The organism is Modestobacter italicus (assembly GCF_000306785.1).
Taxonomy (GTDB): domain Bacteria; phylum Actinomycetota; class Actinomycetes; order Mycobacteriales; family Geodermatophilaceae; genus Modestobacter; species Modestobacter italicus.
On the sequence record NC_017955.1, the window covers coordinates 5,379,659 to 5,402,990 of the forward strand.

Sequence of the window (23,332 nt, forward strand, 5' to 3'; positions counted from 1 at the left end):
ACGGCCTAGAAGGGCGGCGGGTCGTCCGCTGGTGGCGGTGGTTGGGGTGCTGTCTCCGCTGGTGGTGGTCGCATGCCCGGTGGTCGGGTGGTGCGGGTGACGCCCGACGGCGTGGTCACGGTGAGCACCCCGTCGTCGGTCATCGCGAACCGCCAACCCGGGGCGAAGGTCTTCAGGCGGTGGTGGGAGCGGCACAGGCAGCAGAGGTTGGCGCAGTCGGTGGCTCCGCCGCAGGCGGCGGGAATGACGTGGTCGAGGTCGGCCCAGCCGACGCGTTGCCCGCAGTTGGGGAACCGGCACCGCCGGTCCCGGGTCGTCACGAAAGCCCGTTGGCGATCGGTGGGCTCGTAGGCCTCGGTCTCCGGCGGCGGCCCGGTCACTGGGCAGCTGCACTCGCTGTCGGGATGGGTGGTGCAGCCGCGGCGGGCCAGCCGGTCGAGGTCGGCCGGGGTGAGGGTGGCCAGCAGCTCCCCGTCCGGGCCGGTGACCGCGAAGCTCAGCGTCCCACCCTCAGGGGTGGTGAGGCCGAGCGCGCCGACCCGGGCGAGGAGTTCACGGACGTGGGTCGCGGTGATCGGCAGCCCGTTCACCTCACCGGCCGCGCCGCTGGTCCCGCCCAGGGAGTCCAGGTCCGCGGTCACTCGCACGTCGGCGGAGACGGACGGCAGGCCGTTGTCCGCGGGTCGGCGGATGAGCAGGGACAGCACGTGCGCCCGCAGCGCCCCGATCCGCCGCGGGTCACCGTCGGCCTTCAGGATCTTCGCCAGCTGGTCGACGATGTCGGCGCACTCCACCGCCTCATCGGTGGGCAGGTCCGCAGCCAGCGTCGACCGGCCGTCGACCGCTGAGGGGTGGACGTGCACGTCGGCGGTCTTCTCCGCGTCCTTGCGGCGCTCATCAGCCGCGGCGGCGTCCAACTCGACCATCAGCTCGGTCGCCCGGTTGCGGAGTCTGTGGACCGACAGCTCGGTGGCTTCCGGGAGCAGCGCGTCCTCGACCTGCCCGGCGACGTCGGCGTTGGTGTGCTGCAGGACGTCAGCCAGCTCGCTGGCCCGCCGCTCGTCCAGCTCCCCGGCCGCCAGCGCCGCCAAGGTCCGCGGCAGCTTCCTCGCCCAGGTGGAGGCGCGGGCGTAACGGTGCCCGGCGGTCCGCCGACCCAGGTTGAGCACCATCGACAGCTCGGCGGTGAAGAACTCACTCACCCCGGCGTAGCCCTCGTCCACCGCCCAGCCGGACCGACGGGCACCCGGCGTGCCCGGCGCCGGGTCGTCCTTCGCCGGGCGCTCACCCGCCATCCCCAGGATCAGCTCCGCCTCGTAAGCGGTGTCCGCGGCCCGGCGCTGCTGCACCCGCTGCAGCTCGACCGCCTGCTCCTCAGCCGTCAGGCAGGACACCGGCAACCGAGGCGGGGGCAGGTGCGGCCCCCACACCAGGTCGACCACGAAGCTGCTCGGATGTCCCGCCACGGATCGAACATACGTACGGGGTACGACAGTTTCCGCAGGCCCAGACCCCAGCGCCGGGACGGGCGTCAGTTCCCGATGAACTCTCGGAGGCCGGCGAGCAGCCGGTCGACGTCGGCGTCGTCGTTGTAGGGCGCGAGCCCGACCCGCAGGCCGCCGGTGTCGCCCAGGCCCAGGTGCCGGGAGGCCTCCAGCGCGTAGAACGACCCCGCGGGGGCGTTGACCCCGCGCCCGGCGAGGAACCGGTAGGCGTCGGCGGCGTCCCGGCCGGCGAAGGTGAGCAGCAGGGTCGGCGTCCGGTGGGCGGCGCGGGACCACACCGTCACGCCCGGGAGCTCGCGCACGCCCTCCTCGATCCGCTCGCGCAGCCGGTCCTCGTGCTCCTCCAACGCCGCCATCGACGCCGTCAACCGGGCCCGCCGCTCACCCTCGGGGCCGGCCAGGCCGGCGAGGAAGTCGATCGCCGCGGTGGTGCCGGCCAGCTGCTCATAGGGCAGCGTGCCCAGCTCGAACCGCTCCGGGACGGCGTCGGTCGAGGGCAGCAGCTTGTCCGGGTGCAGCGTCTCCAGCAGCGCCGGCGCCGCCACCAGGCAGCCGCAGTGCGGGCCGAGGAACTTGTACGGGGAGCAGACGTAGAAGTCCGCGCCGAGCGCCGCCACGTCCACCGGCGCGTGCGCGGTGAGGTGCACGCCGTCCACCCAGGTCAGGGCGCCGACCCGGTGCGCGAGCGCGGTGATCGCGGCGACGTCGGGGCGCGTGCCGATCAGGTTGGAGGCGCCGGTGACGGCGACCAGCCGGGTGCGCTCGGACAGCAGCGCACCGACGGTCGCCGGGTCCAGCTCACCGGTCGCGGGGTCGAAGTCGGCCCAGCGCACGGTCGCACCGTGGGCGGCCGCGGCCTGCACCCAGGGCCGGATGTTGGCGTCGTGGTCCAGCCGGGTCACCACCACCTCGTCGTCCGGCCCCCAGCCGGCCGACAGCACCCGGGACAGCTCGTAGGTCAGCGTCGTGGCGCTGCGCCCGAACACCACCCCGCCGGGATCGCCCCCGGTGAGGTCGGCGACCGCCTGCCGGGCCCCGCGGACGACGGCGTCGGCGTTGCGCTCGGCCTCGGTGACCGAGCCGCGGTTGGCGATCGGCGCGGTGAGGGTCGCGGCGACCGCCTGCGCGACGACGTCGGGGGTCTGCGAGCCGCCCGGGCCGTCGAAGTGGGCGTAGCCGGCGGTCAGGGCGGGGAAGGAGGCGCGGACGGCCGCGACGTCGAGAGTCATCGACTGCGCACGTTAGCGCCGCACCGCGGCGGCCACGATCCGGTCCGGGCGCACCAGCACCGACCGGCCGCGCAGCCAGCGCACCAGCTCCGGCGAGCCCAGCCCGTCGGCCCGCACCACCGGCCCGGGCCAGTCCGCCGGGACCGGCCCACCGCAGGTCAGCGCCGCCCAGCCGGACCCGAGGACGTCGTCCAGCCGGCCCGGCCCGTCGACGGGCGGCTGCGGCAGCAGCCCACCGACCGGGGACGGCGCCAACCGGGGACGGCGGACCAGCGGGCCGGGCCGCAGCGGCGGGGTGCGGCTGGACGCCGCGAAGGCGGCCAGCCGCGGCACCCGGCGCACCCCGGTGAGCACCGCCCGGCGCACCAGCGCGGCCCGCTCGCCACCGCCGGTCATCAGCCGACCCAGCAGCACCGCCAGCCGGACCAGCGAGCGGGCGTGCGGCGCCCGCTCGGCCTGGTGGGTGTCCAGCAGCGCCTCGTCGGCCCCGTCGAGGACGGCGGCGAGCTTCCAGGCCAGCTGGTGCACGTCGCGCAGCCCGAGCCCCAGCCCCTGGCCGATGAACGGCGGGGTGAGGTGCGCGGCGTCCCCGCAGAGCAGCACCCGGCCCTGCCGCCAGCGGTCGGCGACCTGCGCGGCGTAGCGGTACTCGGCCGACCGGACGACGGTGCACCCGGCGGCACCGAAACGGCCCAGCAGCCCGGCGAGGTCCAGGTCGGCCACCGCCTCGCCGTCGTGCAGCCGGAACTCGGCGCGGTACCGGGCGCCGGCGACCGGCATGAAGGTGGCCGGCCGGACGGCGTCGCAGACCTGCTGCACGCCCGCCCACACCGGCAGCGGGGCATCGGCCACCAGGTCGACCACCAGCCACCGCTCCCCCGGCCCCAGGTCGCGCATCCGGGCGCCGATCTGCCGGCGCACCGTGCTGTGCGCCCCGTCGCAGCCGAGCACGGCGTCGGCGACCAGCTGTGCCTCGACCCCGGTGACCCGGTCGCGGACGGTGAGACGGACGGGTCCGGCCGGGTGTTCCACGTGCAACACCTCCACCCCGCCCCGCAGCCGGGCGCGCGGCTCGGCCGCGAGCGCCTCGCGCAGCACCCGCTCCAGGTCGGGCTGGCTGAACATCGAGCCCTGCGGCCAGCCGTGCTCGCCGGCGCCGCGGGGGAACTCGGCCAGCGTGCGGCCGCCGCCGTCCAGCAGCCGCAGGCCCGCCATCGGCCGGCTGACCGCGGCGAAGGCGTCGGCGACCCCGGCCGCCTGCAGCACCCGCAGCGACTCGTCGTCCAGGTGCACCGCCCGCGGCAGCGGGTGGGCCCCGGCGTGCCGGTCGAGCACCAGGACGTCGAGACCGCGGCGGGCCAGCAGCAGCGCGGCGGTCACGCCGACCGGCCCGGCGCCGACCACCACCACCGTCACGGCGCCGAGTCTGCCTGTCGGGTTCCTGCACGACAGGAGGGCGGTCGACCGGGCAGTCTCCCCGCGTGGACCTGCACCTGGACACCCCGTTCTCCCTCGACACCTGGGACGGCGTCGCCGACCCCGCCCCGGCCGACCCCGACGCGCCACCGACCGCGCGGGTGGTGCTGGCCAAGACCTACACCGGCGACCAGCTCACCGGCTCCGCCACCGGTCACGCGCTCACCACGAACGGCCCGCGCGGCGCCTCCTACGTGGCGCAGGAGCGGATCACCGGCACGCTGGCCGGGCGCACCGGGAGCTTCGTGCTCGAGCACGGCGCCTCGATGGGCGAGGGCGCGCCGACCGCCCAGTGGGCGCGGGTGGTCGCCGGCTCCGGCACCGGCGAGCTCACCGGCCTGCAGGGCACCGGCGTCGTCGCCCACCAGCTGCTCACCCTGGACGTCGTCCTGCCGGACTGACGCCGCGGTCAGCGGCCGGCGCGCTCGTCGAGCACGTCGGCCAGCAGCGCCACCGCCCCCCAGGTCGCGGCCGCGAGGGCGACCACCGGGGCGCGCGCCGTCCGGCCGGCCAGCCCGGCGCCGAAGGCCGCGGCGTCCCCGAGGTCGGCGACCACCCGGCCGGCGGTGGCCAGCCGGCGGGGCCGGCCGGGCGGGGCGGCGAGCAGCGCCAGCCCCATCACGACGTCTCGGACGCCGAGGGAGCGGGTGAGCAGCCGGGTGTCCGGGGTCTCCGGCACGCCGGCGGGTCGGAGCAGGACCGCCGGCGTGGCGACCAGGACCGCCCCGTAGCCGGCCGTCGCGGCACCGACGAGCGAGGTCAGGGAGGGCACGGCAGCTCCTTGCGCACCAGGGGGAGGCGGTGTCCATCGGAGCAGCGCGCGCCCGCGCCCGCCACCGGGGACCGTTGCACCGCCTGTCCACAACGTTGCACAGCCCTTCCTCCGGCTGTGACCTGTGCCATAACGTGCGACGGGACTGCGCAGCTGCGCACGCCACCGAGGCCCTCATCGTGGAGGGCGACGAGGAGGACCCTGTGCCTGTCAACACCCGCGGCGCGATCATGCGTTCGGCCCCCGGCCAGTGGGAGGTCACCGACCTGGTCGTCGACGACCCCCAGGCCGGCGAGCTCCAGGTCAAGCTGGCCGCCTCCGGGCTCTGCCACTCCGACGACCACATCGCCACCGGCGACATGCAGGTGGGCAAGTACCCCTTCCTCGGCGGCCACGAGGGTGCCGGTGTGGTCACCAAGGTCGGCCCGGGCGTGAAGGGGTTCGAGGAGGGCGACCACGTCGTCTTCTCGTTCCTGCCCGGCTGCGGCCGGTGCCGCTACTGCGCCAACGGCCAGCAGTACATCTGCGACTCGGGCGCCAACCTGCTGGTCGGCTCGCGGTGGGACGACGCGTCGAGCTTCCGGGTCAAGACCGCCGACGGCGAGGACGTCGGGCAGATGTGCGGGCTGGGCACCTTCGCCGAGATCACCACGGTGGACATCCGCTCGACCGTCAAGATCGACAAGAGCATCCCACTCGAGGTCGCCTGCCTCGTCGGCTGCGGCGTCGGCACCGGCTGGGGCACCGCCGTCCAGGCCGGCGAGGTCCGGGCCGGTGACACGGTCATCGTGATGGGCATCGGCGGGATCGGCATCAACGCCGTCCAGGGTGCGGCCCACGCCGGGGCCAGCCACGTCATCGCCGTCGACCCGGTGCCCTTCAAGCTGGAGAAGGCCCGCGAGCTCGGCGCCACCGAGACCTTCGCGAGCATCGAGGAGGCCGCCGACTTCGCCCGCAGCGTCACCAACGGGCAGGGCGCGGACAAGGCGCTGGTGACCGTCGGCGTGCTCAAGGGCGAGCACATCGCCCAGGCGTTCGACGCGATCGGCAAGGGCGGGCGGGTGGTCGTCACCGGCCTCGGCGACCTCACCGACGTCGGCATCCCGATCAACCCCAGCATGCTGGCGCTCTTCACCAAGGAGATCCGGGGCGCCCTGTTCGGTGACCAGAACCCGAGCTCGGACATGCAGAAGATGCTGCGCCTCTACCAGGAGGGCAACATCAAGCTCGACGAGCTGATCACCACGCGCTACTCGCTGGACGACATCAACCAGGGCTACGCGGACCTGCACGACGGCAAGAACATCCGCGGCGTCATCGTCTACGACTCCTGAGGCGCGCCCGGGGGCCGGTCGGCCGGCCCCCGGGCACACTCCCGTCCCGCCCACCGAGGAGCCCGTCATCACCGCGCCTGCCCGACACGACGCTGCCCGGCTGGACGCGGTGGGGATGGTCCGCACCGCCCAGGAGCGGGTCGTCGCCCGGGTGCGGGAGGCCGAGGTGGTCGCCGCGGCGCTGTCGGCCGGGCGGAACGTCGTCCTCGAGGGCCCGCCGGGCACCGGCAAGACGACGCTGCTCCGCGCGCTGGCCGACGGCACCGGCGTGCCGCTCGTGCTGGTCGAGGGCAACGCCGAGCTGACCCCGACCCGGCTGGTCGGCCACCACGACGCCTCCCGGGTGCTCAGCGAGGACTACCGCCCGGAGAACTTCGTGCCGGGCCCGCTCACCCGGGCGATGACCGAGGGGGCGCTCCTCTACGTCGAGGAGTTCAACCGGGTGCCCGAGGAGACGATGAACGTGCTGCTCGGCGTGCTGTCCGAGCGCGAGATGCACATCCCGCGGTACGGCCGGGTGCCGGCGCGCCCGACGTTCCGGCTGGTCGCGGCGATGAACCCGTTCGACGCCGTCGGCACCGCCCGGATCACCCCGGCGCTGTACGACCGGTCCTGCCGGGTGGCCATGGGCTACCAGGACGAGGACGCCGAGCGCGCCGTCGTCACCGCGGCCACCGGCAGCCCCGACCCGCTGGTGCACCGCGCCGTGCGGGCGGTCCGGATCACCCGCGACCACCCCGAGCTGCGGATCGGGTCCTCGGTGCGCGGCGCGATCGACACCGTGCTGATCGCCACCGAGCTCGCCGTCGTCCGCGGCAGCACCGAGGTCGACGAGCGCACCGGCGCGGACGCCGCGCTGGCCGCGCTCACCGGCAAGGTCACCGTCGCCGACGGGCTGACCCGGCCGGTCGAGGACGTCGTCTCCGACATCTGGCGACGGGCCGGTGAGGAGCTGGGAAAACCCTGACCCCCGAGGCGGACGAGCCCCGGGGAGACCAACCGGGGCCCGGGTCGCCGCCCCCGCCGAGCGCCGCCCCGCCGGGCGCGCTCCAGGGCCCGCCGTCGGTGGTGGAGGACCCCGACCAGGTCGCCGACCTGCTCCGCCGCCAGGGCGCGCGGGGCGCCAGCCGCGACGAGCTCGCCCGCACGCACGCCGAGTTCACCCAGGTCAGCCCGGAGGCCGGCCAGCTGGACGAGGAGGCGCTGGCCGACCTGGCCGGCCGGGACCCCGACGCGGCGGCCCGGCTGGTGGCCGCGCTGGGGCGTGCCTTCGACCCCCGGCTGCGCGCCGCCGCCCGCACGCTGGCCGCCCGGCTGCCGGGTGACCGTGCCGCGCACCGGCGTCCCCGACCGGACCGGCAGCCGGCGGGTGGTCACCCGCCGCGACCCGACCGGCGCCGACATCGACCTGGACGCCACCCTCGCCGCGCGGGGCGCCGAGCCGCACTGGCGGGCCGAGCACCTGCACACCCGCAGCTGGCGGGCCGCCGGCCGGGCGTGCGTGCTCGTCGTCGACGCGTCGGGCTCGGTCGCCGGGGACGAGCTGGCGGCCGCCGTGCTGACGGCGTCGGCGCTGGCCCAGCGGATGCGGCCGGGCGACGAGCTGGCGGTGGTGGCGTTCTGGTCCACCGCGGTGGTGCTGCAGCCGCTGACGGCCGGCGCGCGCCCGGAGGTCGTCATCGACCGGCTGTTCGACCTGCGCGGCGGCGGGACGACGAACCTGGACCTGGCGCTCCGGACGGCCGGCCAGCAGCTCGCCCGGACCCGCACCGCGGCGCGCGACGTGCTGCTGCTGTCCGACGGCATGCCCACCGACAGCCCCGACCCGGTCCCGGCGGCGGCGGCTCTGGCCCGCGCGGGCGCGCGGCTGCACGTGCTCGCGCTGTCCGGTGAGCCGGGCTCGGCGGAGGCCTGCGCGGCGCTGGCCGCGGCCGGCGGCGGCCGGACGGCGCCGCTGCACCGCCCCTCGCAGGCACCGGCCGCCGTGCGGACCCTGCTCGACTGAGGGAGGCAACCGTGCTCCTGCTCGACCTGATCGTCCTGGCGCTGCTGGTCGCGCTGCTGGTGGTGGCGGCGCAGACCTGGCTCGGCCGGCCGGCCCGGCAGTGGCCGGCCGCCGAGGCGGCCGCCCGCTGGGAGGACGCCCACGAGGCCGTCGGGGGCGTGACCCGGGTCGTCGTCCGGAAGGTCGCCCGGCTGCCCACCGGGGAGACCCGGGTGCTCGGCGAGTCGGTCATCGAGGAGATCCCGGACGGCGCGCCGGACTGGCACGAGCGGTTCAGCGCGGCCCGGCAGGTCGCCTACGACCGGGCCATCGACCTCAACGGACCCTCGCTCTCGGGCTGACCCGTCGTCCGGCTGAGCAGGGCAGGATCCGGTCCGTGCGCATCGAGGAGCGACTGGCCGAGCTCGGCCTCACCCTGCCGGCGGCCCCGGCCCCACCGGCCACGGGATCGCTGCCACCAGACTGGGTGCGGGTCGTGGGCCGCCGGGTCCTCGTCTCCGGTCACGGGCCGCTGCTCCCCGACGGCCGGCCGGCCGGGCCGTTCGGCCGGGTCCCCGACGAGGTGCCGCTGGAGTCCGCCCAGCAGTCGGCCCGGTTGGCCGCCCTCGGCGTGATCGGCACGGTGCAGCGGGCCGTCGGCGACCTGGACCGGATCGCCGCATGGGTGACCGTCAGCGGGTTCGTGTTCGCCGAGCCCGGCTACCGGCACACCACCGCGGTGCTCAACGCCTTCTCCGCGCTGGTGCACGACGTCTTCGGCCGGGAGGTGGGCGCGCACGCGCGGACGGCGATCGGCGCGGCGACCCTGCCGCTCGGCGTGCCGGTGGTCGTGGCGGCCGAGCTCGAGCTGCGGAGCTGACCGGCGCTCAGGTCCGCGCGGTCCGGCGGACCGCCTCGCCGGCACGCGCAGGGTCCAGCGGGACGGCGGAGCGCAGCACCGCCGGGCCGAGGCGCAGGACGCCGTCCGTACGGGCCGCGCAGCGGATCCCCGCGCGGCCCCGCAGGCCGCGGTGCGCGCCCGGGGTCAGCGCGAGGTCCAGCCACGCGCACGGGTTCGCCGGGCGGCCACCGGCGAGCAGGACGTCGTCCAGCCGGAACGGCCGGCCGCGCAGCGCCTCGACCTCGGCGCCGCGCAGGACGACGTTGCGCCGGGTGGCCAGCGGGTCCAGCGGGCCGCTCCCCAGCTCGCCGGCCAGCGCCTCGAGGGCCTCGACGGCGATCACCGTGACCTGCGCGTCCCGGTGCGCGGGCCGGCCGGCGTAGCGGTCGCCCTCGATCCCGTGCCCGGCGCGCACCTCCAGCAGGTCGCGCCGGTCGACGCCGCCGTCGGCGAGGGCCGCGTCGGGGCGGCCCTCCCAGCGGTGCTCCGGTGCCGCGAGCAGGCCGACCACCTCGACGTCGTACCGGTACGGCAGGTCGTCGGTCACCCGGCCATCATCCCGCCCGGTTGCCCGCCGGCCCCGGACCCCACACGGTGGACGGCGTGGACCGGCAGACCGCTCTCGACCGTGCGACCAGGCAGTTCGACTCCGGCGCCTTCCTCGCCACCCTGGAGCGCCGGGTCGCCTTCCGCACCGAGAGCGCCGACCCCGGGCGCGCCGGTGACCTGCGGGCCTACCTGACCGACGAGCTGGTGCCCGACGTCGAGCGGCTGGGCTTCACCGCGCAGGTGGTGGCCAACCCCGTCTCGCCGGGGCACCCGTTCCTGGTCGCGCACCGGTCGGAGGGGGCGGGGCGGCGGGTGCTGACCTACGGGCACGGCGACGTCCAGCCGGCCCACCCCGAGCAGTGGCGCGCGGGGCTGGACCCGTGGCGGGTCGTCGTCGAGGGCGACCGCTGGTACGGCCGCGGCGTCGCCGACAACAAGGGCCAGCACACGGTCAACCTGGTGGCCCTGGAGCAGGTGATCGCCGCCCGCGGCGGGCGGCTGGGCTACGACGTGACGCTGCTGCTCGACATGGGCGAGGAGTCCGGCTCCCCCGGCCTGGCCGAGCTGTGCGCGCAGCACCGCGACGAGCTCGCCGCCGACCTGCTGATCGGCTCCGACGGCCCGCGGGTCGCCGCCGACCGGCCCACCGTCTTCCTCGGCACCCGCGGCTCGGTCAACGTGACCTTCCGGGTGACCGCCCGGGAGACCGCGCACCACTCGGGCAACTGGGGCGGCGTGCTGGTCAACCCGGCCGCCGTCCTGGCCGGCGCGCTGGCCTCGCTCGTCGACGCCCGCGGCCGGCTGCTGGTCGCCGGGCTCCGGCCGGACGGCGTCCCGGCGCCGGTGCGCGCGGCGCTGCGCGACATCGCCGTCGACCAGGGCCCGGACAGCCCGCAGCTGGACCCGGGGTGGGGCGAACCCGGCCTCACGCCGGCCGAGCGGCTGTACGCCTGGAACACCCTCGAGGTGCTGGCGATGACCGCCGGCGACCCGGACGCCCCGGTGAACGCCATCCCGCCGACCGCCCGCGCGCACTGCCAGCTGCGCTTCGTCGTCGGCACCGACCCCGCCCGGGTCGGCGAGGTGCTCCGCGCGCACCTGGACGCCGCCGGGTTCGGCGCCGTGCAGGTCGAGGTCGAGCACGCGATGGCCGCGACCCGGACCGACCCCGAGGACCCCTGGGTGACCTGGACGCTGGCCTCGATCGAGCGCAGCACCGGCGTGGTGCCGGCGCTGCTGCCCAACCTCGGCGGGTCGCTGCCCAACGAGCCGTTCGCGCACGTGCTCGGGCTGCCGACGGTGTGGGTACCGCACTCCTACCCCGGCTGTGCCCAGCACGCGCCGGACGAGCACCTGCCGACCGCGCTGGTCCGCGAGTCGCTGGCGCTCATGGCCGGCCTGTGGTGGGACCTCGGCGAACCCGGCGTCCCGTGGCCGTCCTAGGGGCCATGTCGGCCAACATGGCCCTAGCGGTCGGCGGTGCGGTGGATGGGGCCCTCGGCGCCGGTGAGCCGTTCGCCGGAACCGCCCCAGCGGCCGGCGATGATCTCCGCGGCGATCGACACCGCGGTCTCCTCCGGCGTCCGGGCGCCGAGGTCCAGCCCGATCGGCGAGGAGAGGCGCTCGAGCTCGTCGTCCTTGATGCCCGCCTCGCGCAGCCGGTCCAGCCGCTCGTCGTGGGTGCGCCGCGATCCCATCGCGCCGACGTAGGCCACCGGCAGCCGCAGCGCGACCTCCAGCAGCGGGACGTCGAACTTCGGGTCGTGGGTGAGCACGCAGAGCACGGTGCGCTCGTCGATCCGCCCGGCGTCGGCCTCGGCCTGCAGGTAGCGGTGCGGCCACTCGACGACCACCTCGTCGGCGTCGGGGAAGCGGCGCGCGGTGGCGAACACCGGGCGGGCGTCGCAGACGGTGACGCGGTAGCCGAGGAACGAGCCGACCCGGGCGACCGCCGCGGCGAAGTCGATGGCGCCGAAGACGACCATCCGGGCCGGCGGGGCGAAGGAGGAGACGAACACGGTGATGTCGTCGCCGCGCCGCTCGCCGTCGTGGCCGTAGGTGAGCGTCGCCGTCCGGCCGGCGGCCAGCATGCCGCGGGCGTCGTCGGCCACGGCGCCGTCGAGGTGCTCCTCGCCGAACGAGCCCGACGCCCGGTCGGGCCACAGCACCATCCGCCGGCCCAGCCGGTCGGGCGGGCCCTTGACGCAGGTGACCACGGCGACCGGCTCGTGCTCGGCGACCGACGTGGCCACCTCGCCCAGCTCGGGGAAGGACTCCCGGGAGATCGCCTCCACGTAGACGTCGAGGATGCCGCCGCAGGTCAGGCCGACGGCGAAGGCGTCGTCGTCGCTGACGCCGTAGCGCTCCAGCGTCGGTTCACCGGAGGCGACGACGTCCTTGGCCTCCTCGTAGACCGCGCCCTCGACGCAGCCGCCGGACACGCTGCCGACCGCCGTCCCGTCGGGGCCGACGAGCATCGAGGCACCCGGTGGGCGCGGCGCCGAGCGCCAGGTGCCCACGACGGTGCCGACCCCCACCGTCTCCCCCGCCTGCCACCAGCCGACCAGGTCGTCCAGGACATCTCTCATCCGATTGCTCCTTCAGCGGCGTCGTCCAGAGGCTCGTCCCGAGCGTGCGAGGGATGAGGAGGACGAGGTCCTTCATGCATGGGTGATCACTCCTGCCAGTTGCTCGAACGCGGCCAGGCTGTGCCCGGCGACGAAGTGGTCCACGGACGGCAGCGCCGCCACCATGCCCGCGGTCAGCGGCTCGTAGCCGGACCGGCCCTTGTGCGGGTTCACCCAGACGACGGCGTGCGCGAGCCGTTGCAGCCGACCCATCTGCTCGGCGAGCAGCTCGGCGCCGCCCCGCTCCCAGCCGTCGCTGCAGACCACGACGACGGCACCGCGGGCGGTGCCGCGCTGGCCCCAGCGGTCCAGGAAGGCCTTGAGCACCTCGCCGATCCGGGTCCCGCCGGACCAGTCGGGGATGGCCGAGCCGCTGGCCGCCAGCGCCCGGTCGGGGTCGCGCAGCCGCAGCTCGCGGGTGACCCGGGTCAGCCGGGTGCCGATGGTGAAGACCTCGGTGCTCGCCGGACGGGCCCGGACGGCGGCGTGCGCGAACCGCAGCAGCGCGTCGGCGTAGGGGCTCATCGAGCCGGAGACGTCGATCAGCAGCACCACCCGGCGCGGGCGGGGCCGGGCGCGGTGGTGCTGCAGCCGGGTCACCTCGCCGCCGTCGCGCAGCGCCCGCCGCACGGTACGCGCCCGGTGCACCGAGCCGTGCGGCGACGCGCTGCGCCGCCGGGAGGCGCGCATCGGGGCGGCCGGGACCAGCAGCGCGAACAGCCGGCGCAGCTGGTCGCGCTCGGCGGCGGTCAGCTCGGCGACGTCTCGGTGCCGGAGCACCTCCTCGCCGCTGGCCCGGGTGGCGAGGTCGCTGGGCTCGCCGCCGTCCTCGCTGCCCTCACCGGGGACCATCGGCGCGGTCTGCGCCACCCGGGGCTGCTCGGCGCCGGTCGACCGCCGCGGCCGCGGCGCCTCCCCGCCGAAGTAGGCGGCGAAGGCCGCGTCGTAGCGGTCCAGGTCGTCCGGGCTGCCGCACAGCGTCAGCCGCCCGGCCCAGTAGACGGCGGTCGGGTCCAGGACGTCGAGGTGCGCCGCCGCGGCCAGCATCGCCTCCACCCGGTCGGGCGAGGCCGCCACGCCGGCGTGCCGGAGCGTGCGGGCGAACCCGAGGACGACCGTGACGACGTCCCGGGTGCCGTTGCCCGCCGCCGCGCCGGCGACCGTGTCAGCCGCCACCGAACAGCGCCCCCCGGGTCAGGGCGTGCACGCGGTCGGTGTCCTCGCGGTACTTGAGCACCGCGCCCAGCGTGCGGGCCGCGGTGTCGGGGTCGAGCTCGCGGGCGCCGAGGGCGTGCAGCGCGCTCGCCCAGTCCATCGCCTCGGCCACGCCGGGCGGCTTCAGCAGGTCGAGGCTCCGCAGCTTGGCGGTCGCCCGGGCCACCTGGCGGGCCAGCGAGTCGGTGACGTCGGGGAGCCGGCGCCGCAGGATCGCCACCTCGCGCTCGAAGTCGGGGTGCTCCAGCCAGTGGTAGAGGCACCGCCGCTTGAGCGCGTCGTGCACCTCGCGGGTCCGGTTGGAGGTCAGCACGACCAGCGGCGGCGTCTCGGCCCGCACCGTGCCCAGCTCCGGGATGGAGATGGTGAAGTCGCTGAGCACCTCGAGCAGGAACGCCTCGAACTCGTCGTCGGCCCGGTCCACCTCGTCGACGAGCAGCACCGACGGCGAGTCCTCCAGCGCCTGCAGCAGCGGGCGGGCCAGCAGGAACCGCCGGTCGTAGAGCCCGGCCTCCAGCTCCGCCGGGTCGCCGGCGGCGTTGGCGGCCTCGGCGGCGCGCAGGTGCAGCAGCTGGCGGCCGAAGTCCCAGTCGTAGAGGGCGTGGCTGGCCTCCAGCCCCTCGTAGCACTGCAGCCGGTAGAGGGGCCGGCCGGTGACCTCGGCCAGCGCCCGGGCCAGCGCCGTCTTGCCGACCCCGGCCTCGCCCTCCAGGAACAGCGGGCGGTGCATCACCAGCGCCAGGTAGGCCGCGGTGGCCAGCCCCTCGTCGGGCAGGTAGCCGGTGGCCTCCAGCGCGGTGCCGAGTGCGACGGGGTCAGCGGGGAGGGTGGGCTGGCTCACGCCCAGCAGCATCCCACCCCGGCGGTGGGTCGTGCGCCGTCAGTCGGTGGCCATCGCCTCGAGGTAGTCGTCGTAGCCGGCGATCACGTCCTCCAGGTCCAGGACCTCGGGGAAGTCGGCCACCTCCTGGTGCTTGCGCAGGAACAGCACCGTCCGCCGGACGACGTCCTCCTCGTCGTCGCTGCCCAGCCGGTCCATCACCTCGGGCGTCACCGTGACGTAGGTGCGGACGTCCTCCAGCTCGCTGGGCTGCACCACCAGGTAGGAGTTCTCGCCCTGCGCGTCGATCTCGATGTCGTCGTCGGCCATGTCCTCCGCCCTACCCGGACCAGCCAGCTGAAACGCGGCCGGTCAGCCGGCCATCGTGGCGATGTCGATGACGAACCGGTAGCGGACGTCGCTGGCGACCACCCGGTCGTAGGCCTCGTCGATCTGGTCGGCGGAGATGACCTCGACCTCGGCGCCCAGCCCGTGCTCGGCGCAGAAGTCGAGCATCTCCTGGGTCTCCCGGATGCCGCCGATCATCGAACCGGCCAGGCTGCGCCGGCCCTCGAGCAGCGGGAACGCCGGCACCTGCAGCGGCTCCTCCGGCAGGCCCACGTTGACCAGCGCGCCGTCCAGCTTCAGCAGGCCCAGGTAGGCGCCCATGTCGACGGAGGCGGAGATGGTGGACACGATCAGGTCGAAGCGGCCGGCCAGCGCCTGGAAGGTCTCCGGGTCGCCGGTGGCGTGGTAGTGGTCGGCGCCCAGGCGCAGCCCGTCCTCCTGCTTCTTCAGCGACTGGCTGAGCACGGTGACCTCGGCGCCCATCGCCTTGGCGAGCCGGACGCCCATGTGGCCGAGCCCGCCGAGACCGACGACGGCCACGTGCTTGCCCGGGCCGGCGCCCCAGTGCCGCAGCGGCGAGTAGAGCGTGATGCCGGCGCACAGCAGCGGCGCGGCGACGTCGAGGGCGATGCCCTCCGGGATGTGCAGCGTGTACGCCTCGTCGACGACGATCTTCTCGCTGTAGCCGCCGTCGGTGGGCCGGCCGTCGCGGCCGATCGCGTCGTAGGTGCCGATGTTGCCCTGCTGGCAGTACTGCTCCTCGCCGGCCAGGCAGGGATCGCACTCGCGGCAGGAGTCGACCATGCAGCCGACGCCGGCCCGGTCGCCGACCGCGAACCGGGTGACCTCGGAGCCCACGGCCGAGACGACGCCGGCGATCTCGTGGCCGGGGACGAGCGGGAAGAGGGTGTCGCCCCACTCCCCGCGGGCGGTGTGGATGTCGGAGTGGCAGATGCCGGCGTAGGCGATGTCGATGAGCACGTCGTGCGGGCCCAGGTCGCGGCGCTCGATGGTCGTCGCCACGAAGGGCGCGCCGGTGCCGGAGGTGGAGCGGGCGTTGACGGTCAGCACGTGGGGGGTCTCCCGGGGTCCTCGGGCCCGCTCCCTGCCGGCGGCCCGTTCGGCCCCCACAACCTACGGTCCGCAGCGGGAGCCGCCCCCGGCGAGACCGCAGGCTGGGGGCACCTCGGCGATTGGGCAGGATGGCGGCATGCCGACGCCGGACCGCACGCCGACCGACGAGCTCGCCCTGGGCGACGACCTGCGCGCGTTCGTCGACGCCTCGCCGTCGCCGTTCCACGCGGTGGCCGAGCTGTCGCGGCGGTTGCGGCCGGCCGGGTTCACCGAGCTGGCCGAGCCGGACGCCTGGTCGCTGACGCCGGGCGGGGCGCACTTCGTCGTCCGGCACGGCAGCCTCATCGCGTTCCGGGTGGGCAGCGCACCGCTGGCCGAGGCCGGGATGCGGCTGGTCGGCGCGCACACCGACTCCCCCACGTTCAAGGTGCGCCCGCACTCCGACGTCCGGCAGGCCGGCTACCGGCTGGTCGGGGTCGAGCCCTACGGCGGCGGCCTCTGGCACACCTGGCTGGACCGGGAGCTGACCGTGGCCGGCCGGGTGGCGCTGCGCGGCGGCGAGGTGGCGCTGGTGCGGCTGCCCGGTGCCCCGCTGCGGCTCCCCTCGCTCGCCATCCACCTCGACCGCGGCGTGCGGGACGGGCTGAAGCTCGACCCGCAGCGCGACCTCGTACCGGTGTGGTCCCGCGACCTGGGCACCGAGCCCGGCCTGGTCGAGGCGCTGGCGGAGGCGGCCGGGGTCGCGGCCGGGGAGGTCGTCGGACACGACCTGGTGCTCGCCGACACCCAGCCCGCCGGCACCGCCGGGGCCGACGGCACCTGGGTGGCCGCCCCCCGGCTGGACGACCAGGCCTGCTGCCACTCCGGGCTGACCGCGCTGATCGGGGCGCCGGCCGGCGCGCGCACCCAGGTGCTGGTCTGCAACGACCACGAGGAGGTGGGCAGCGGGTCGATGTCCGGGGCGCGCGGCAGCTTCCTGGAGGACGTCGTCCGCCGGTTGGTGGCGCTCACCGACGCCGGTGACCCGCAGGCGCTCCCCCGGGCGCTCGCGCAGTCGCGGCTGGTGTCGGCGGACATGGCGCACGCCGTCCACCCGACCCGGTACGACCGGCACGAGCCGGCGCACCGGCCGCAGCTCGGCGGCGGCCCGGTGCTGAAGGTGAACGGCAACCAGGCCTACGCGACCGACGCGGCGTCCAGCGGGTGGTTCGCCGAGCGGTGCGCCGCGGCGGACGTGCCGGTGCAGTGGTTCGTCACCCGCGCCGACCTGCCCTCGGGCAGCACCATCGGCCCGCTGACCGCGACCCGGCTGGGCGTCCCGACGGTCGACGTCGGCGCGCCGATGCTGGCGATGCACTCCTGCCGGGAGCTGGCCTCGGCCCTCGACGTCCCGCTGATGGTCGGCGCGCTCACCGCCTGCTTCGCCGACTGACCGCGGCGCCGGTGCCCGGAGTCACCACCCGGCGGGCGCGGGACGTGGGAGGGTGGAGGTGGGACCGCGACGGGTCTCCCGGACGAGCACGCCGTACCCGGACAGCGACAAGACGGTGTCCCAGGAGATCCCCGTGTACTGGCTCGTCCTCGTCCTGTCCGGCGTCCTCGAGGCCGTCTGGGCCACCGCCCTCGGCCGCTCCGAGGGGTTCACCCGCCTCGGGCCGACCGTCGTGTTCGGCGTCGCGCTCGCCGCGAGCATGGCCGGTCTGGCCCTGGCCATGCGCAGCCTGCCGGTCGGCACGGCCTACGCCGTGTGGGTCGGCATCGGCGCCGCGCTGACCGCCGGCTACGCCATGGCGACCGGGCAGGAGCCGCTGAGCGCCGTCCGGGTGCTGCTGCTGCTCGGCATCGTGGGCTGCGTCGTCGGGCTCAAGCTCACCCACTGACGGCTCGCGCGTCAGACCCCGACCGGCGTCGCCTCCGGGGTGTACTCGGCGTGGCGGTGGACGCAGTAGTCGGGCCGGTCGTCGCCGGTGGAGACCCACACCTGGTCGCGGCCGGCGTGCTTGGCCGAGTACATCGCCCGGTCGGCGGCCTCGAGGACCTCCTGCACCGGACGGTCGGCGGTCACCAGCGCCATGCCCGCGGAGAACGTGACGCCCGGGCAGGCGAGGGCCAGCGCCTCGCGGAAGCGGTGGGTCACCGTCTGCCCGCAGCGGCTCTCGCCGCAGCGCAGCAGGACGACGACCTCCTCGCCTCCCGAGCGGGCCGCCCGGTCGCGGGTGCGCAGCTGCTGCGTCAGCACCCGGCCGAAGGTCTGCAGGACGACGTCGCCGGCCGCGTGGCCGTGCTCGTCGTTGAGCCGCTTGAAGTTGTCCAGGTCGAACACGATGAGGACGTCGCCGGGCTCGGCCTCGGCCAGGAAGACCTCCATGCCGCGGCGGTTGGCCAGCCCGGTGAGCGGGTCGGTGAGGTTGTCGGCGCGCAGCTGCCCGATGAGGGCCAGCTGCCGGGTCTGCAGCCGGTTCAGCAGGCCGGCCAGCACGACCCAGGCGGCCGCGACGAAGACCGTCCGAACGGCGAGCTCGGGGGTGACCGCGCGCAGGGTGCCGAAGTAGGTGGCGACCGCGGGCACCAGCAGCACCCAGCTGCCGTGCGCCGGCAGGAACAGCCCGGTGTAGGCGAAGCAGAGCACGAAGTAGGCGACCGTGACGCCGGCCAGCCCGGGCGCGGCGTCGGTGACCAGCACCAGGGCTGCCATCGAGGTGACCGGGAAGGCCACCAGCGCCCACGGTGACCAGCGGCGCCAGGGCAGCGCGAAGCTCAGCCAGACCGCGACCAGGTGGAACCCGGCCAGCACGCCCAGCTGGTCCCAGTGCACCTGCGCGGGGTGCAGCAGCAGCAGGGCCAGGCCGGAGATCAGCAGCGAGCCGAGCCCGAGCAGCCGGCCGTAGCCGACCGCGTCACCGCCGCGCCACCACCAGCCGGGCAGCAGCCGGGGCGCCGTCTGGGCGTCGTCGTCGTGGTCGAGGAGCACGAGCAGGTCATCGGCACCGGCCCGCCGGCCCTGCAGCGCACCACCGGCGGGGTCCCGCCTACGGGTGAGGTGCCCAGCCCAGCGCGGCCGCGACCCGGGCGGCCGCGGCGGCACCGACCACCCGGCCGGCCTGCGCGGCGGCCGCCCGGGTCGACGGCGACAGCGCGTTGCTGCCGAAGGCCTCGACCGAGGCCTGGTCGGCGTGGACGACGGCGACCGCCGCCGGCGCCAGGTCCGCGATCTCCTCGGCCAGGCTGCGACCCCACAGCTGCGGCGCGTCCTCGAGGGCCGGCACCACGACGAGCACCCGCTGCGCCCCGGCGGCGAGGTCGGCGTTGGTCATCGAGCGCGTGCCGCCGTCCATGTACCGCCGCCCGCCGATCGCGACCGGCGGCCACACGCCGGGCACCGCGCAGCTGGCCGCGACCGCGTCGACCAGCGGCACCCCCGACGCGCGGGTGAAGACGGCGACCTCGCCGGACCCGGTGTCGACCGCCGGCAGCAGCACCCGCCGCTCCGGCCAGTCGGGCACCGGCACCCGGGCGGCGATCGCCGCCCGCCGGCGCGCCGGGTCCCCGGCCGGGGCGGCCAGCGCGAGCGCACCCATCCGCCGCCCGGCGTCCGCAGCGTCCGCGGCGCCGGCCATCACCGCGCCCATGTCGGCGAAGAGCGCCGGCAGGTCGACGTCGACCTCGATCTCCGCGGTCTCCGGGCGCAGCTGGGCCTGGTACAGCGCGTCGAGGTCCACCCCGCTGGTCACCTGCGCGGCGACCGACGACCCGGCCGACGTGCCGACCACCAGGTCGGCCGCCAGCAGCCGGTCGGCCAGCGCGGGGTCGGCGTCGGCGATGCCGCGCAGCACGCCGAGCTCCCAGGCGATGCCGGCCACCCCACCGCCGGCGAGGACCAGCGCGGTGCCGGCAGGAACGGGCGGAGGGGCGGGGTACATCACGCCCGCACCGTAGGGCAGCGTGACATGCAGGTGAATGCCTGCATGATCGACCCGTGGACGGCGACCTGACCCTGGTGTTCAAGGCGCTCGCCGACCCGACCCGCCGCGCACTGCTCGACCGGCTGCGCGAGCGCAACGGCCAGACCCTCGGCGAGCTCTGCGGTGAGCTGGCCATGGCCCGGCAGTCGGTCTCCCAGCACCTGGCCGTGCTGGAGGCCGCGAACCTGGTCAGCACCGCCTGGCGCGGCCGGGAGAAGGTGCACCACCTGAACGTGGTGCCCCTGCACGAGGTCCAGGAGCGCTGGATCGACAGGTTCGAGACCCCGCGGCTGCGCGTCCTGAGCGCTGTCCGCCGTGCAGCAGAGGAGCCCGAGATGACCGACCAGCCCACCTTCGTCTACGTCACCTACATCGCCGCCACGCCCGAGCGGGTGTGGCAGGCGCTCACCGACGCCGACCTGACCGCCACGTACTGGGGCCACCGCAACGAGTCGGACTGGCAGCCCGGCTCGACGTGGCAGCACGTGCGCACCGACGGGTCGGGCACCGCCGACGTCGTCGGCACGGTCGTCGAGTCCGTCCCGCCGGAGCGCCTGGTCCTCACCTTCCCGGGGTCGGACGAGCAGCGGTCGGGCACGCCGTCGACCGTCACCTTCACCATCGAGCGGGACCGGGAGCTCGTCCGGCTCACCGTGCAGCACCGGGACCTGCCCACCGCCGCCGACACCGCCGCGGTGTCCACCGGCTGGCCGGCCGTGCTCGCCAACCTCAAGTCGCTGTTGGAGACCGGCCGGGTGCTCCCGCAGGCGCCCTGGGAGTTCGCTGCCGAACCGCGGACCGGGCAGTTGGCAGACCACGACTGATCGACCGCCGTCCCGGGGCCGCAGGCGGTAGGGTTTACGACGTAAACCGACCAACCACCGGCTCGGAACGGACGGAGGTCGCCATGTCGGCACCGTCCGGCACCCGGGACCTCGACGTCCGGGTGGGCATGATCGACGGTGGCTGCACCGTCACCGTCGTCGGCGAGGTCGACACCCTGGGTGCCCCCGTGCTCGGGGGCTGCCTGGACGAGCTGCTCGCCTGCCCGGACGTCCGTGCGGTCGAGCTGGACCTGTCCGGCGTCACGTTCCTGGACTCGGCCGGCCTGACCGTCCTCGTCCGGGCGCACCGGACGGCGGAGGGCAGCGGTCGGGTGCTGCGGCTGCGCTGCGGCACCGGCCGGGCCGTCCTGCGGCCGCTGCAGCTCACCGGGCTGGTCGACGTGCTGACCCTGGCCGACGCGCCCGACGGTCTCTCCCGCCACCTCAACGTATAGCCGACCCCGGGGCTTGCGGCAAGACCCCGGTCCGGCCGCACACTCGCGCACCTGGTCCATGACCTGCGCAGACGCAGGTCACGAGATGCGGGAGACGCGGACGTGAACACCCTGACCCCCAGTGCCTTCGACCTGCCCGCCCACCTCACCGCCAAGGCCGACCCGGCGCTCACCGGCGCCGACGAGCGGCACTTCGCGGTCGTCGCGGAGAGCCTCGCGGCAGCGGTCGCCGACCTGTCCGCCCGGCTGGCCGCCGAGCGGAGGGCGCCCGGCGGCACCGGGCAGGCCGCGCTGGACCGGGACCTGGAGGTCCACCGGCTCGCCGCCCGGCTGCGCGCGCTGCGGCGCTCCGGGCTGGACCTGTGCCTCGGGCGCATGGTCGGCGCCGACGACGCCGAGCCGGTGTACGTCGGCCGGCTGGGCCTGACCGACCCCACCGGCCACCGGCTGCTGGTCGACTGGCGCTCCCCCGCGGCCGAGCCGTTCTTCGGCGCGACGCACGCCGACCCGATGGGGCTGGCCAGCCGCCGCCGGTACCGCTGGACCCGGGGCCGGGTCACCGACTACTGGGACGAGGTGTTCACCGCCGACGGGCTCCGGCAGCAGGTCGCGCTCGACGACGAGTCCGCCTTCATCGCCAGCCTCGGTGCCAGCCGCTCGGCCCGGATGCGCGACGTGCTCAGCACCATCGCCGCCGACCAGGACGCGGTGGTCCGCGCCGGGTCGGCCGGCGCGCTCGTCGTCGACGGTGGCCCGGGGACCGGGAAGACCGTCGTCGCCCTGCACCGCACCGCCTACCTGCTCCACGCCGACCCCCGGCTGGGACCGGGCCGGGGCGGGGTGCTGTTCGTCGGCCCGCACCAGCCCTACCTGGCCTACGTCTCCGACGTCCTGCCCAGCCTCGGCGAGGAGGGGGTGCTGACCTGCACGCTGCGCGACCTGGTGCCCGAGGGCGCCACGGCGGCGGTCGAGACCGACCCGGCGGTGGCCCGGCTGAAGTCCTCCGCGCGGCTGGTGCAGGCGGTCGAGGCGGGCGTCCGGTTCTACGAGGAGCCGCCCCGCCTCGGGACGACGATCGAGACCGACGGCGCCGAGCTCCGGGTGACCGCCGAGGACTGGGCCGAGGCGTTCGGGGCGGCCGACCCGGGCACCCCGCACAACGAGGCCCGGGACCAGGTGGAGGACGCGCTCGTCGCCGTCCTCGTCGACCGGCTGGCGGACGACGACGTCCCGCCCGACCGGCTCCGCGCGTCGCTGGCGCGCAGCGGTGAGCTCGTCGCGGCCGTCGACCGCACGTGGCCGCTGCTCGAGGCGACCGACCTGGTCGGCGACCTGTGGTCGGTGCCGGCGTTCCTGCGGCACTGCGCGCCCTGGCTCACCGCCGCGGAGGTGCGGGCGCTGCAGCGCCGCGACCCGCACGCCTGGACGGTGCCCGACCTGCCGCTGCTGGACGCCGCCCGGCAGCGGCTCGGCGACCCGGGTGCGTCCCGGCGCAGGCGCCGGCACGCCGCCGCCGTGGCCGCCGAGCGCGACCGGATGGCCGGCGTCGTCGATGAGCTGATCGCGACCGACGACTCCGACCTGCTGCTGATGACGACGCTGCGCCACCAGGACCTGCGCGACGCCCTGGTCGACGACGACGTGCTGCCCCGCCCCGACCCGGACCGGCTGGCCGGACCGTTCGCGCACGTCGTCGTGGACGAGGCGCAGGAGCTGACCGACGCGGAGTGGCAGATGCTGCTGCTCCGCTGCCCGTCGCGCAGCCTCACCGTCGTCGGCGACCGGGCCCAGGCCCGACGCGGCTTCCCGGAGTCGTGGGCGGAGCGGCTGGCCCGGATCGGGCTCGACCGGGTCCAGCTGGCCTCGCTGACCGTCAACTACCGGACGCCGGAGGAGGTCATGGCCGAGGCGGAGCCGGTGATCCGGGCCGCCCTGCCCGACGCCAACGTGCCCACCTCGATCCGCAGCACCGGTGTCCCCGTCCAGCACGGGCGGACCACCGAGCTGGGTGCGGTGCTCGACGGCTGGCTGGCCGAGCAGCACGAGGGGGTCGCCTGCGTCATCGGCGACCCGACGTTCGCGGCGACCCCGCGGGTCCGGTCGCTGACCCCGGAGCTGGCCAAGGGCCTGGAGTTCGACCTGGTCGTGCTGGTCGACCCGGAGTCGTTCGGCGCGGGCACCGAGGGCGCGGTCGACCGCTACGTCGCGATGACCCGGGCGACCCAGCGGCTCGTCGTCCTCACCCGTGCCTGAGACT

The 23,332-nt window shown here is 76.0% G+C and carries 24 protein-coding genes and 1 riboswitch; of the genes, 12 read left to right on the forward strand and 12 right to left on the reverse strand.

Annotated elements, in window-relative coordinates; genetic code table 11:
• Positions 1 to 5: 5 nt before the first annotated feature.
• The 3 genes from MODMU_RS25605 to MODMU_RS25615 form a co-directional block, all read right to left on the reverse strand.
• Positions 6 to 1,466 (reverse strand): HNH endonuclease signature motif containing protein, encoded by a 1,461-nt coding sequence (locus tag MODMU_RS25605; protein ID WP_014743332.1) that lies wholly within the window; start codon positions 1,464 to 1,466, stop codon positions 6 to 8.
• Positions 1,467 to 1,531: 65 nt separating this feature from the next.
• Positions 1,532 to 2,734, reverse strand: coding sequence for a cysteine desulfurase-like protein (locus MODMU_RS25610; RefSeq protein ID WP_014743333.1), 1,203 nt, complete (start codon positions 2,732 to 2,734; stop codon positions 1,532 to 1,534).
• Positions 2,735 to 2,746: 12 nt separating this feature from the next.
• Complete coding sequence (locus MODMU_RS25615) at positions 2,747 to 4,150, reverse strand: bifunctional 3-(3-hydroxy-phenyl)propionate/3-hydroxycinnamic acid hydroxylase (RefSeq protein ID WP_014743334.1); 1,404 nt, start codon at positions 4,148 to 4,150, stop codon at positions 2,747 to 2,749.
• Positions 4,151 to 4,215: 65 nt separating this feature from the next.
• Between MODMU_RS25615 and MODMU_RS25620 the strand changes: the two genes are divergently transcribed.
• Positions 4,216 to 4,611: a DUF3224 domain-containing protein gene (locus tag MODMU_RS25620; protein ID WP_014743335.1), complete on the forward strand. Its 396-nt coding sequence runs from the start codon at positions 4,216 to 4,218 to the stop codon at positions 4,609 to 4,611.
• An 8-nt stretch (positions 4,612 to 4,619) separates the two neighbouring features.
• Here MODMU_RS25620 and MODMU_RS25625 read toward each other — a convergent pair whose 3' ends face one another.
• A complete protein-coding gene (locus MODMU_RS25625; protein ID WP_014743336.1) occupies positions 4,620 to 4,982 on the reverse strand; it encodes a hypothetical protein in 363 nt (120 codons plus the stop codon).
• A gap of 203 nt (positions 4,983 to 5,185) precedes the next feature.
• On the opposite strand from MODMU_RS25625, the gene MODMU_RS25630 reads away from it, so the two are divergent.
• From MODMU_RS25630 to MODMU_RS25650, 5 genes are all read left to right on the forward strand, one after another.
• Complete coding sequence (locus MODMU_RS25630) at positions 5,186 to 6,316, forward strand: NDMA-dependent alcohol dehydrogenase (RefSeq protein WP_083869949.1); 1,131 nt, start codon at positions 5,186 to 5,188, stop codon at positions 6,314 to 6,316.
• Positions 6,317 to 6,431: 115 nt separating this feature from the next.
• Complete coding sequence (locus MODMU_RS25635) at positions 6,432 to 7,283, forward strand: AAA family ATPase (RefSeq protein WP_014743338.1); 852 nt, start codon at positions 6,432 to 6,434, stop codon at positions 7,281 to 7,283.
• Between the two features lie 297 nt (positions 7,284 to 7,580).
• Positions 7,581 to 8,321, forward strand: a complete 741-nt coding sequence (locus MODMU_RS25640) for a vWA domain-containing protein (protein ID WP_166503610.1) — start codon at positions 7,581 to 7,583, stop codon at positions 8,319 to 8,321.
• Between the two features lie 11 nt (positions 8,322 to 8,332).
• The gene (locus MODMU_RS25645) at positions 8,333 to 8,662 is read left to right on the forward strand and encodes a hypothetical protein (RefSeq protein WP_014743341.1); all 330 of its coding nucleotides are present in this window, start codon (positions 8,333 to 8,335) and stop codon (positions 8,660 to 8,662) included.
• Positions 8,663 to 8,697: 35 nt separating this feature from the next.
• The gene (locus MODMU_RS25650) at positions 8,698 to 9,180 is read left to right on the forward strand and encodes a RidA family protein (protein WP_014743342.1); all 483 of its coding nucleotides are present in this window, start codon (positions 8,698 to 8,700) and stop codon (positions 9,178 to 9,180) included.
• A gap of 7 nt (positions 9,181 to 9,187) precedes the next feature.
• On the opposite strand, the gene MODMU_RS25655 is transcribed toward MODMU_RS25650, so the two are convergent.
• Positions 9,188 to 9,748 (reverse strand): MOSC domain-containing protein, encoded by a 561-nt coding sequence (locus MODMU_RS25655; protein ID WP_014743343.1) that lies wholly within the window; start codon positions 9,746 to 9,748, stop codon positions 9,188 to 9,190.
• Between the two features lie 56 nt (positions 9,749 to 9,804).
• Between MODMU_RS25655 and MODMU_RS25660 the strand changes: the two genes are divergently transcribed.
• Positions 9,805 to 11,193, forward strand: a complete 1,389-nt coding sequence (locus MODMU_RS25660; protein WP_014743344.1) for a M20 family metallopeptidase — start codon at positions 9,805 to 9,807, stop codon at positions 11,191 to 11,193.
• 23 nt (positions 11,194 to 11,216) lie between these two features.
• Here MODMU_RS25660 and MODMU_RS25665 read toward each other — a convergent pair whose 3' ends face one another.
• From MODMU_RS25665 to MODMU_RS25685, 5 genes are all read right to left on the reverse strand, one after another.
• Positions 11,217 to 12,338, reverse strand: coding sequence for an XdhC family protein (locus MODMU_RS25665; RefSeq protein WP_014743345.1), 1,122 nt, complete (start codon positions 12,336 to 12,338; stop codon positions 11,217 to 11,219).
• 72 nt (positions 12,339 to 12,410) lie between these two features.
• A complete protein-coding gene (locus MODMU_RS25670; protein ID WP_014743346.1) occupies positions 12,411 to 13,553 on the reverse strand; it encodes a vWA domain-containing protein in 1,143 nt (380 codons plus the stop codon).
• A complete protein-coding gene (locus MODMU_RS25675) occupies positions 13,543 to 14,445 on the reverse strand; it encodes an AAA family ATPase (protein ID WP_014743347.1) in 903 nt (300 codons plus the stop codon). The genes MODMU_RS25670 and MODMU_RS25675 overlap by 11 nt, the downstream gene beginning before the upstream one ends.
• A 27-nt stretch (positions 14,446 to 14,472) precedes the next feature.
• A complete protein-coding gene (locus tag MODMU_RS25680) occupies positions 14,473 to 14,742 on the reverse strand; it encodes a hypothetical protein (protein WP_014743348.1) in 270 nt (89 codons plus the stop codon).
• A 42-nt stretch (positions 14,743 to 14,784) separates the two neighbouring features.
• Positions 14,785 to 15,831 carry an NAD(P)-dependent alcohol dehydrogenase gene (locus tag MODMU_RS25685; protein ID WP_014743349.1) on the reverse strand — a complete coding sequence of 349 codons (1,047 nt, stop codon included), beginning with the start codon at positions 15,829 to 15,831 and terminating at the stop codon, positions 14,785 to 14,787.
• Between the two features lie 139 nt (positions 15,832 to 15,970).
• Here MODMU_RS25685 and MODMU_RS25690 point away from each other — a divergent pair, with 139 nt between their 5' ends.
• Both MODMU_RS25690 and MODMU_RS25695 read left to right on the forward strand, forming a co-directional pair.
• Positions 15,971 to 17,266 carry a M18 family aminopeptidase gene (locus MODMU_RS25690; protein ID WP_014743350.1) on the forward strand — a complete coding sequence of 432 codons (1,296 nt, stop codon included), beginning with the start codon at positions 15,971 to 15,973 and terminating at the stop codon, positions 17,264 to 17,266.
• Positions 17,267 to 17,323: 57 nt separating this feature from the next.
• A riboswitch (guanidine-III (ykkC-III) riboswitch) is annotated at positions 17,324 to 17,388 on the forward strand.
• Between the two features lie 11 nt (positions 17,389 to 17,399).
• Positions 17,400 to 17,714, forward strand: a complete 315-nt coding sequence (locus MODMU_RS25695) for a DMT family transporter (protein ID WP_041797705.1) — start codon at positions 17,400 to 17,402, stop codon at positions 17,712 to 17,714.
• Between the two features lie 11 nt (positions 17,715 to 17,725).
• On the opposite strand, the gene MODMU_RS27395 is transcribed toward MODMU_RS25695, so the two are convergent.
• Together MODMU_RS27395 and MODMU_RS25705 are read right to left on the reverse strand one after the other, a co-directional pair.
• Positions 17,726 to 18,805, reverse strand: a complete 1,080-nt coding sequence (locus MODMU_RS27395) for a GGDEF domain-containing protein (RefSeq protein ID WP_014743352.1) — start codon at positions 18,803 to 18,805, stop codon at positions 17,726 to 17,728.
• Positions 18,806 to 18,863: 58 nt separating this feature from the next.
• On the reverse strand, positions 18,864 to 19,754 hold the full coding sequence (locus MODMU_RS25705; protein ID WP_041795629.1) for a patatin-like phospholipase family protein: 891 nt from the start codon (positions 19,752 to 19,754) through the stop codon (positions 18,864 to 18,866).
• A gap of 56 nt (positions 19,755 to 19,810) precedes the next feature.
• Between MODMU_RS25705 and MODMU_RS25710 the strand changes: the two genes are divergently transcribed.
• The 3 genes from MODMU_RS25710 to helR all read left to right on the forward strand — a co-directional run bounded on the left by MODMU_RS25710 (position 19,811) and on the right by helR (position 23,328).
• Positions 19,811 to 20,620 (forward strand): ArsR/SmtB family transcription factor, encoded by an 810-nt coding sequence (locus MODMU_RS25710; RefSeq protein ID WP_014743354.1) that lies wholly within the window; start codon positions 19,811 to 19,813, stop codon positions 20,618 to 20,620.
• Between the two features lie 83 nt (positions 20,621 to 20,703).
• A complete protein-coding gene (locus tag MODMU_RS25715) occupies positions 20,704 to 21,075 on the forward strand; it encodes an STAS domain-containing protein (RefSeq protein ID WP_014743355.1) in 372 nt (123 codons plus the stop codon).
• A 102-nt stretch (positions 21,076 to 21,177) separates the two neighbouring features.
• The gene (helR, locus tag MODMU_RS25720; protein ID WP_014743356.1) at positions 21,178 to 23,328 is read left to right on the forward strand and encodes an RNA polymerase recycling motor ATPase HelR; all 2,151 of its coding nucleotides are present in this window, start codon (positions 21,178 to 21,180) and stop codon (positions 23,326 to 23,328) included.
• The last annotated feature ends 4 nt before the right edge of the window (positions 23,329 to 23,332 follow it).

Coding starts and splice junctions, on each gene's coding strand:
- MODMU_RS25610 (WP_014743333.1), bottom strand. CDS start 2,734: ATGACTCTCGACGTCGCGGCCGTCCGCGCCTCCTTCCCCGCCCTGACC.
- MODMU_RS25635 (WP_014743338.1), top strand. CDS start 6,432: ATGGTCCGCACCGCCCAGGAGCGGGTCGTCGCCCGGGTGCGGGAGGCC.
- MODMU_RS25665 (WP_014743345.1), bottom strand. CDS start 12,338: ATGAGAGATGTCCTGGACGACCTGGTCGGCTGGTGGCAGGCGGGGGAG.
- MODMU_RS25675 (WP_014743347.1), bottom strand. CDS start 14,445: ATGCTGCTGGGCGTGAGCCAGCCCACCCTCCCCGCTGACCCCGTCGCA.
- MODMU_RS25680 (WP_014743348.1), bottom strand. CDS start 14,742: ATGGCCGACGACGACATCGAGATCGACGCGCAGGGCGAGAACTCCTAC.
- MODMU_RS25690 (WP_014743350.1), top strand. CDS start 15,971: ATGCCGACGCCGGACCGCACGCCGACCGACGAGCTCGCCCTGGGCGAC.
- MODMU_RS25705 (WP_041795629.1), bottom strand. CDS start 19,754: ATGTACCCCGCCCCTCCGCCCGTTCCTGCCGGCACCGCGCTGGTCCTC.
- MODMU_RS25715 (WP_014743355.1), top strand. CDS start 20,704: ATGTCGGCACCGTCCGGCACCCGGGACCTCGACGTCCGGGTGGGCATG.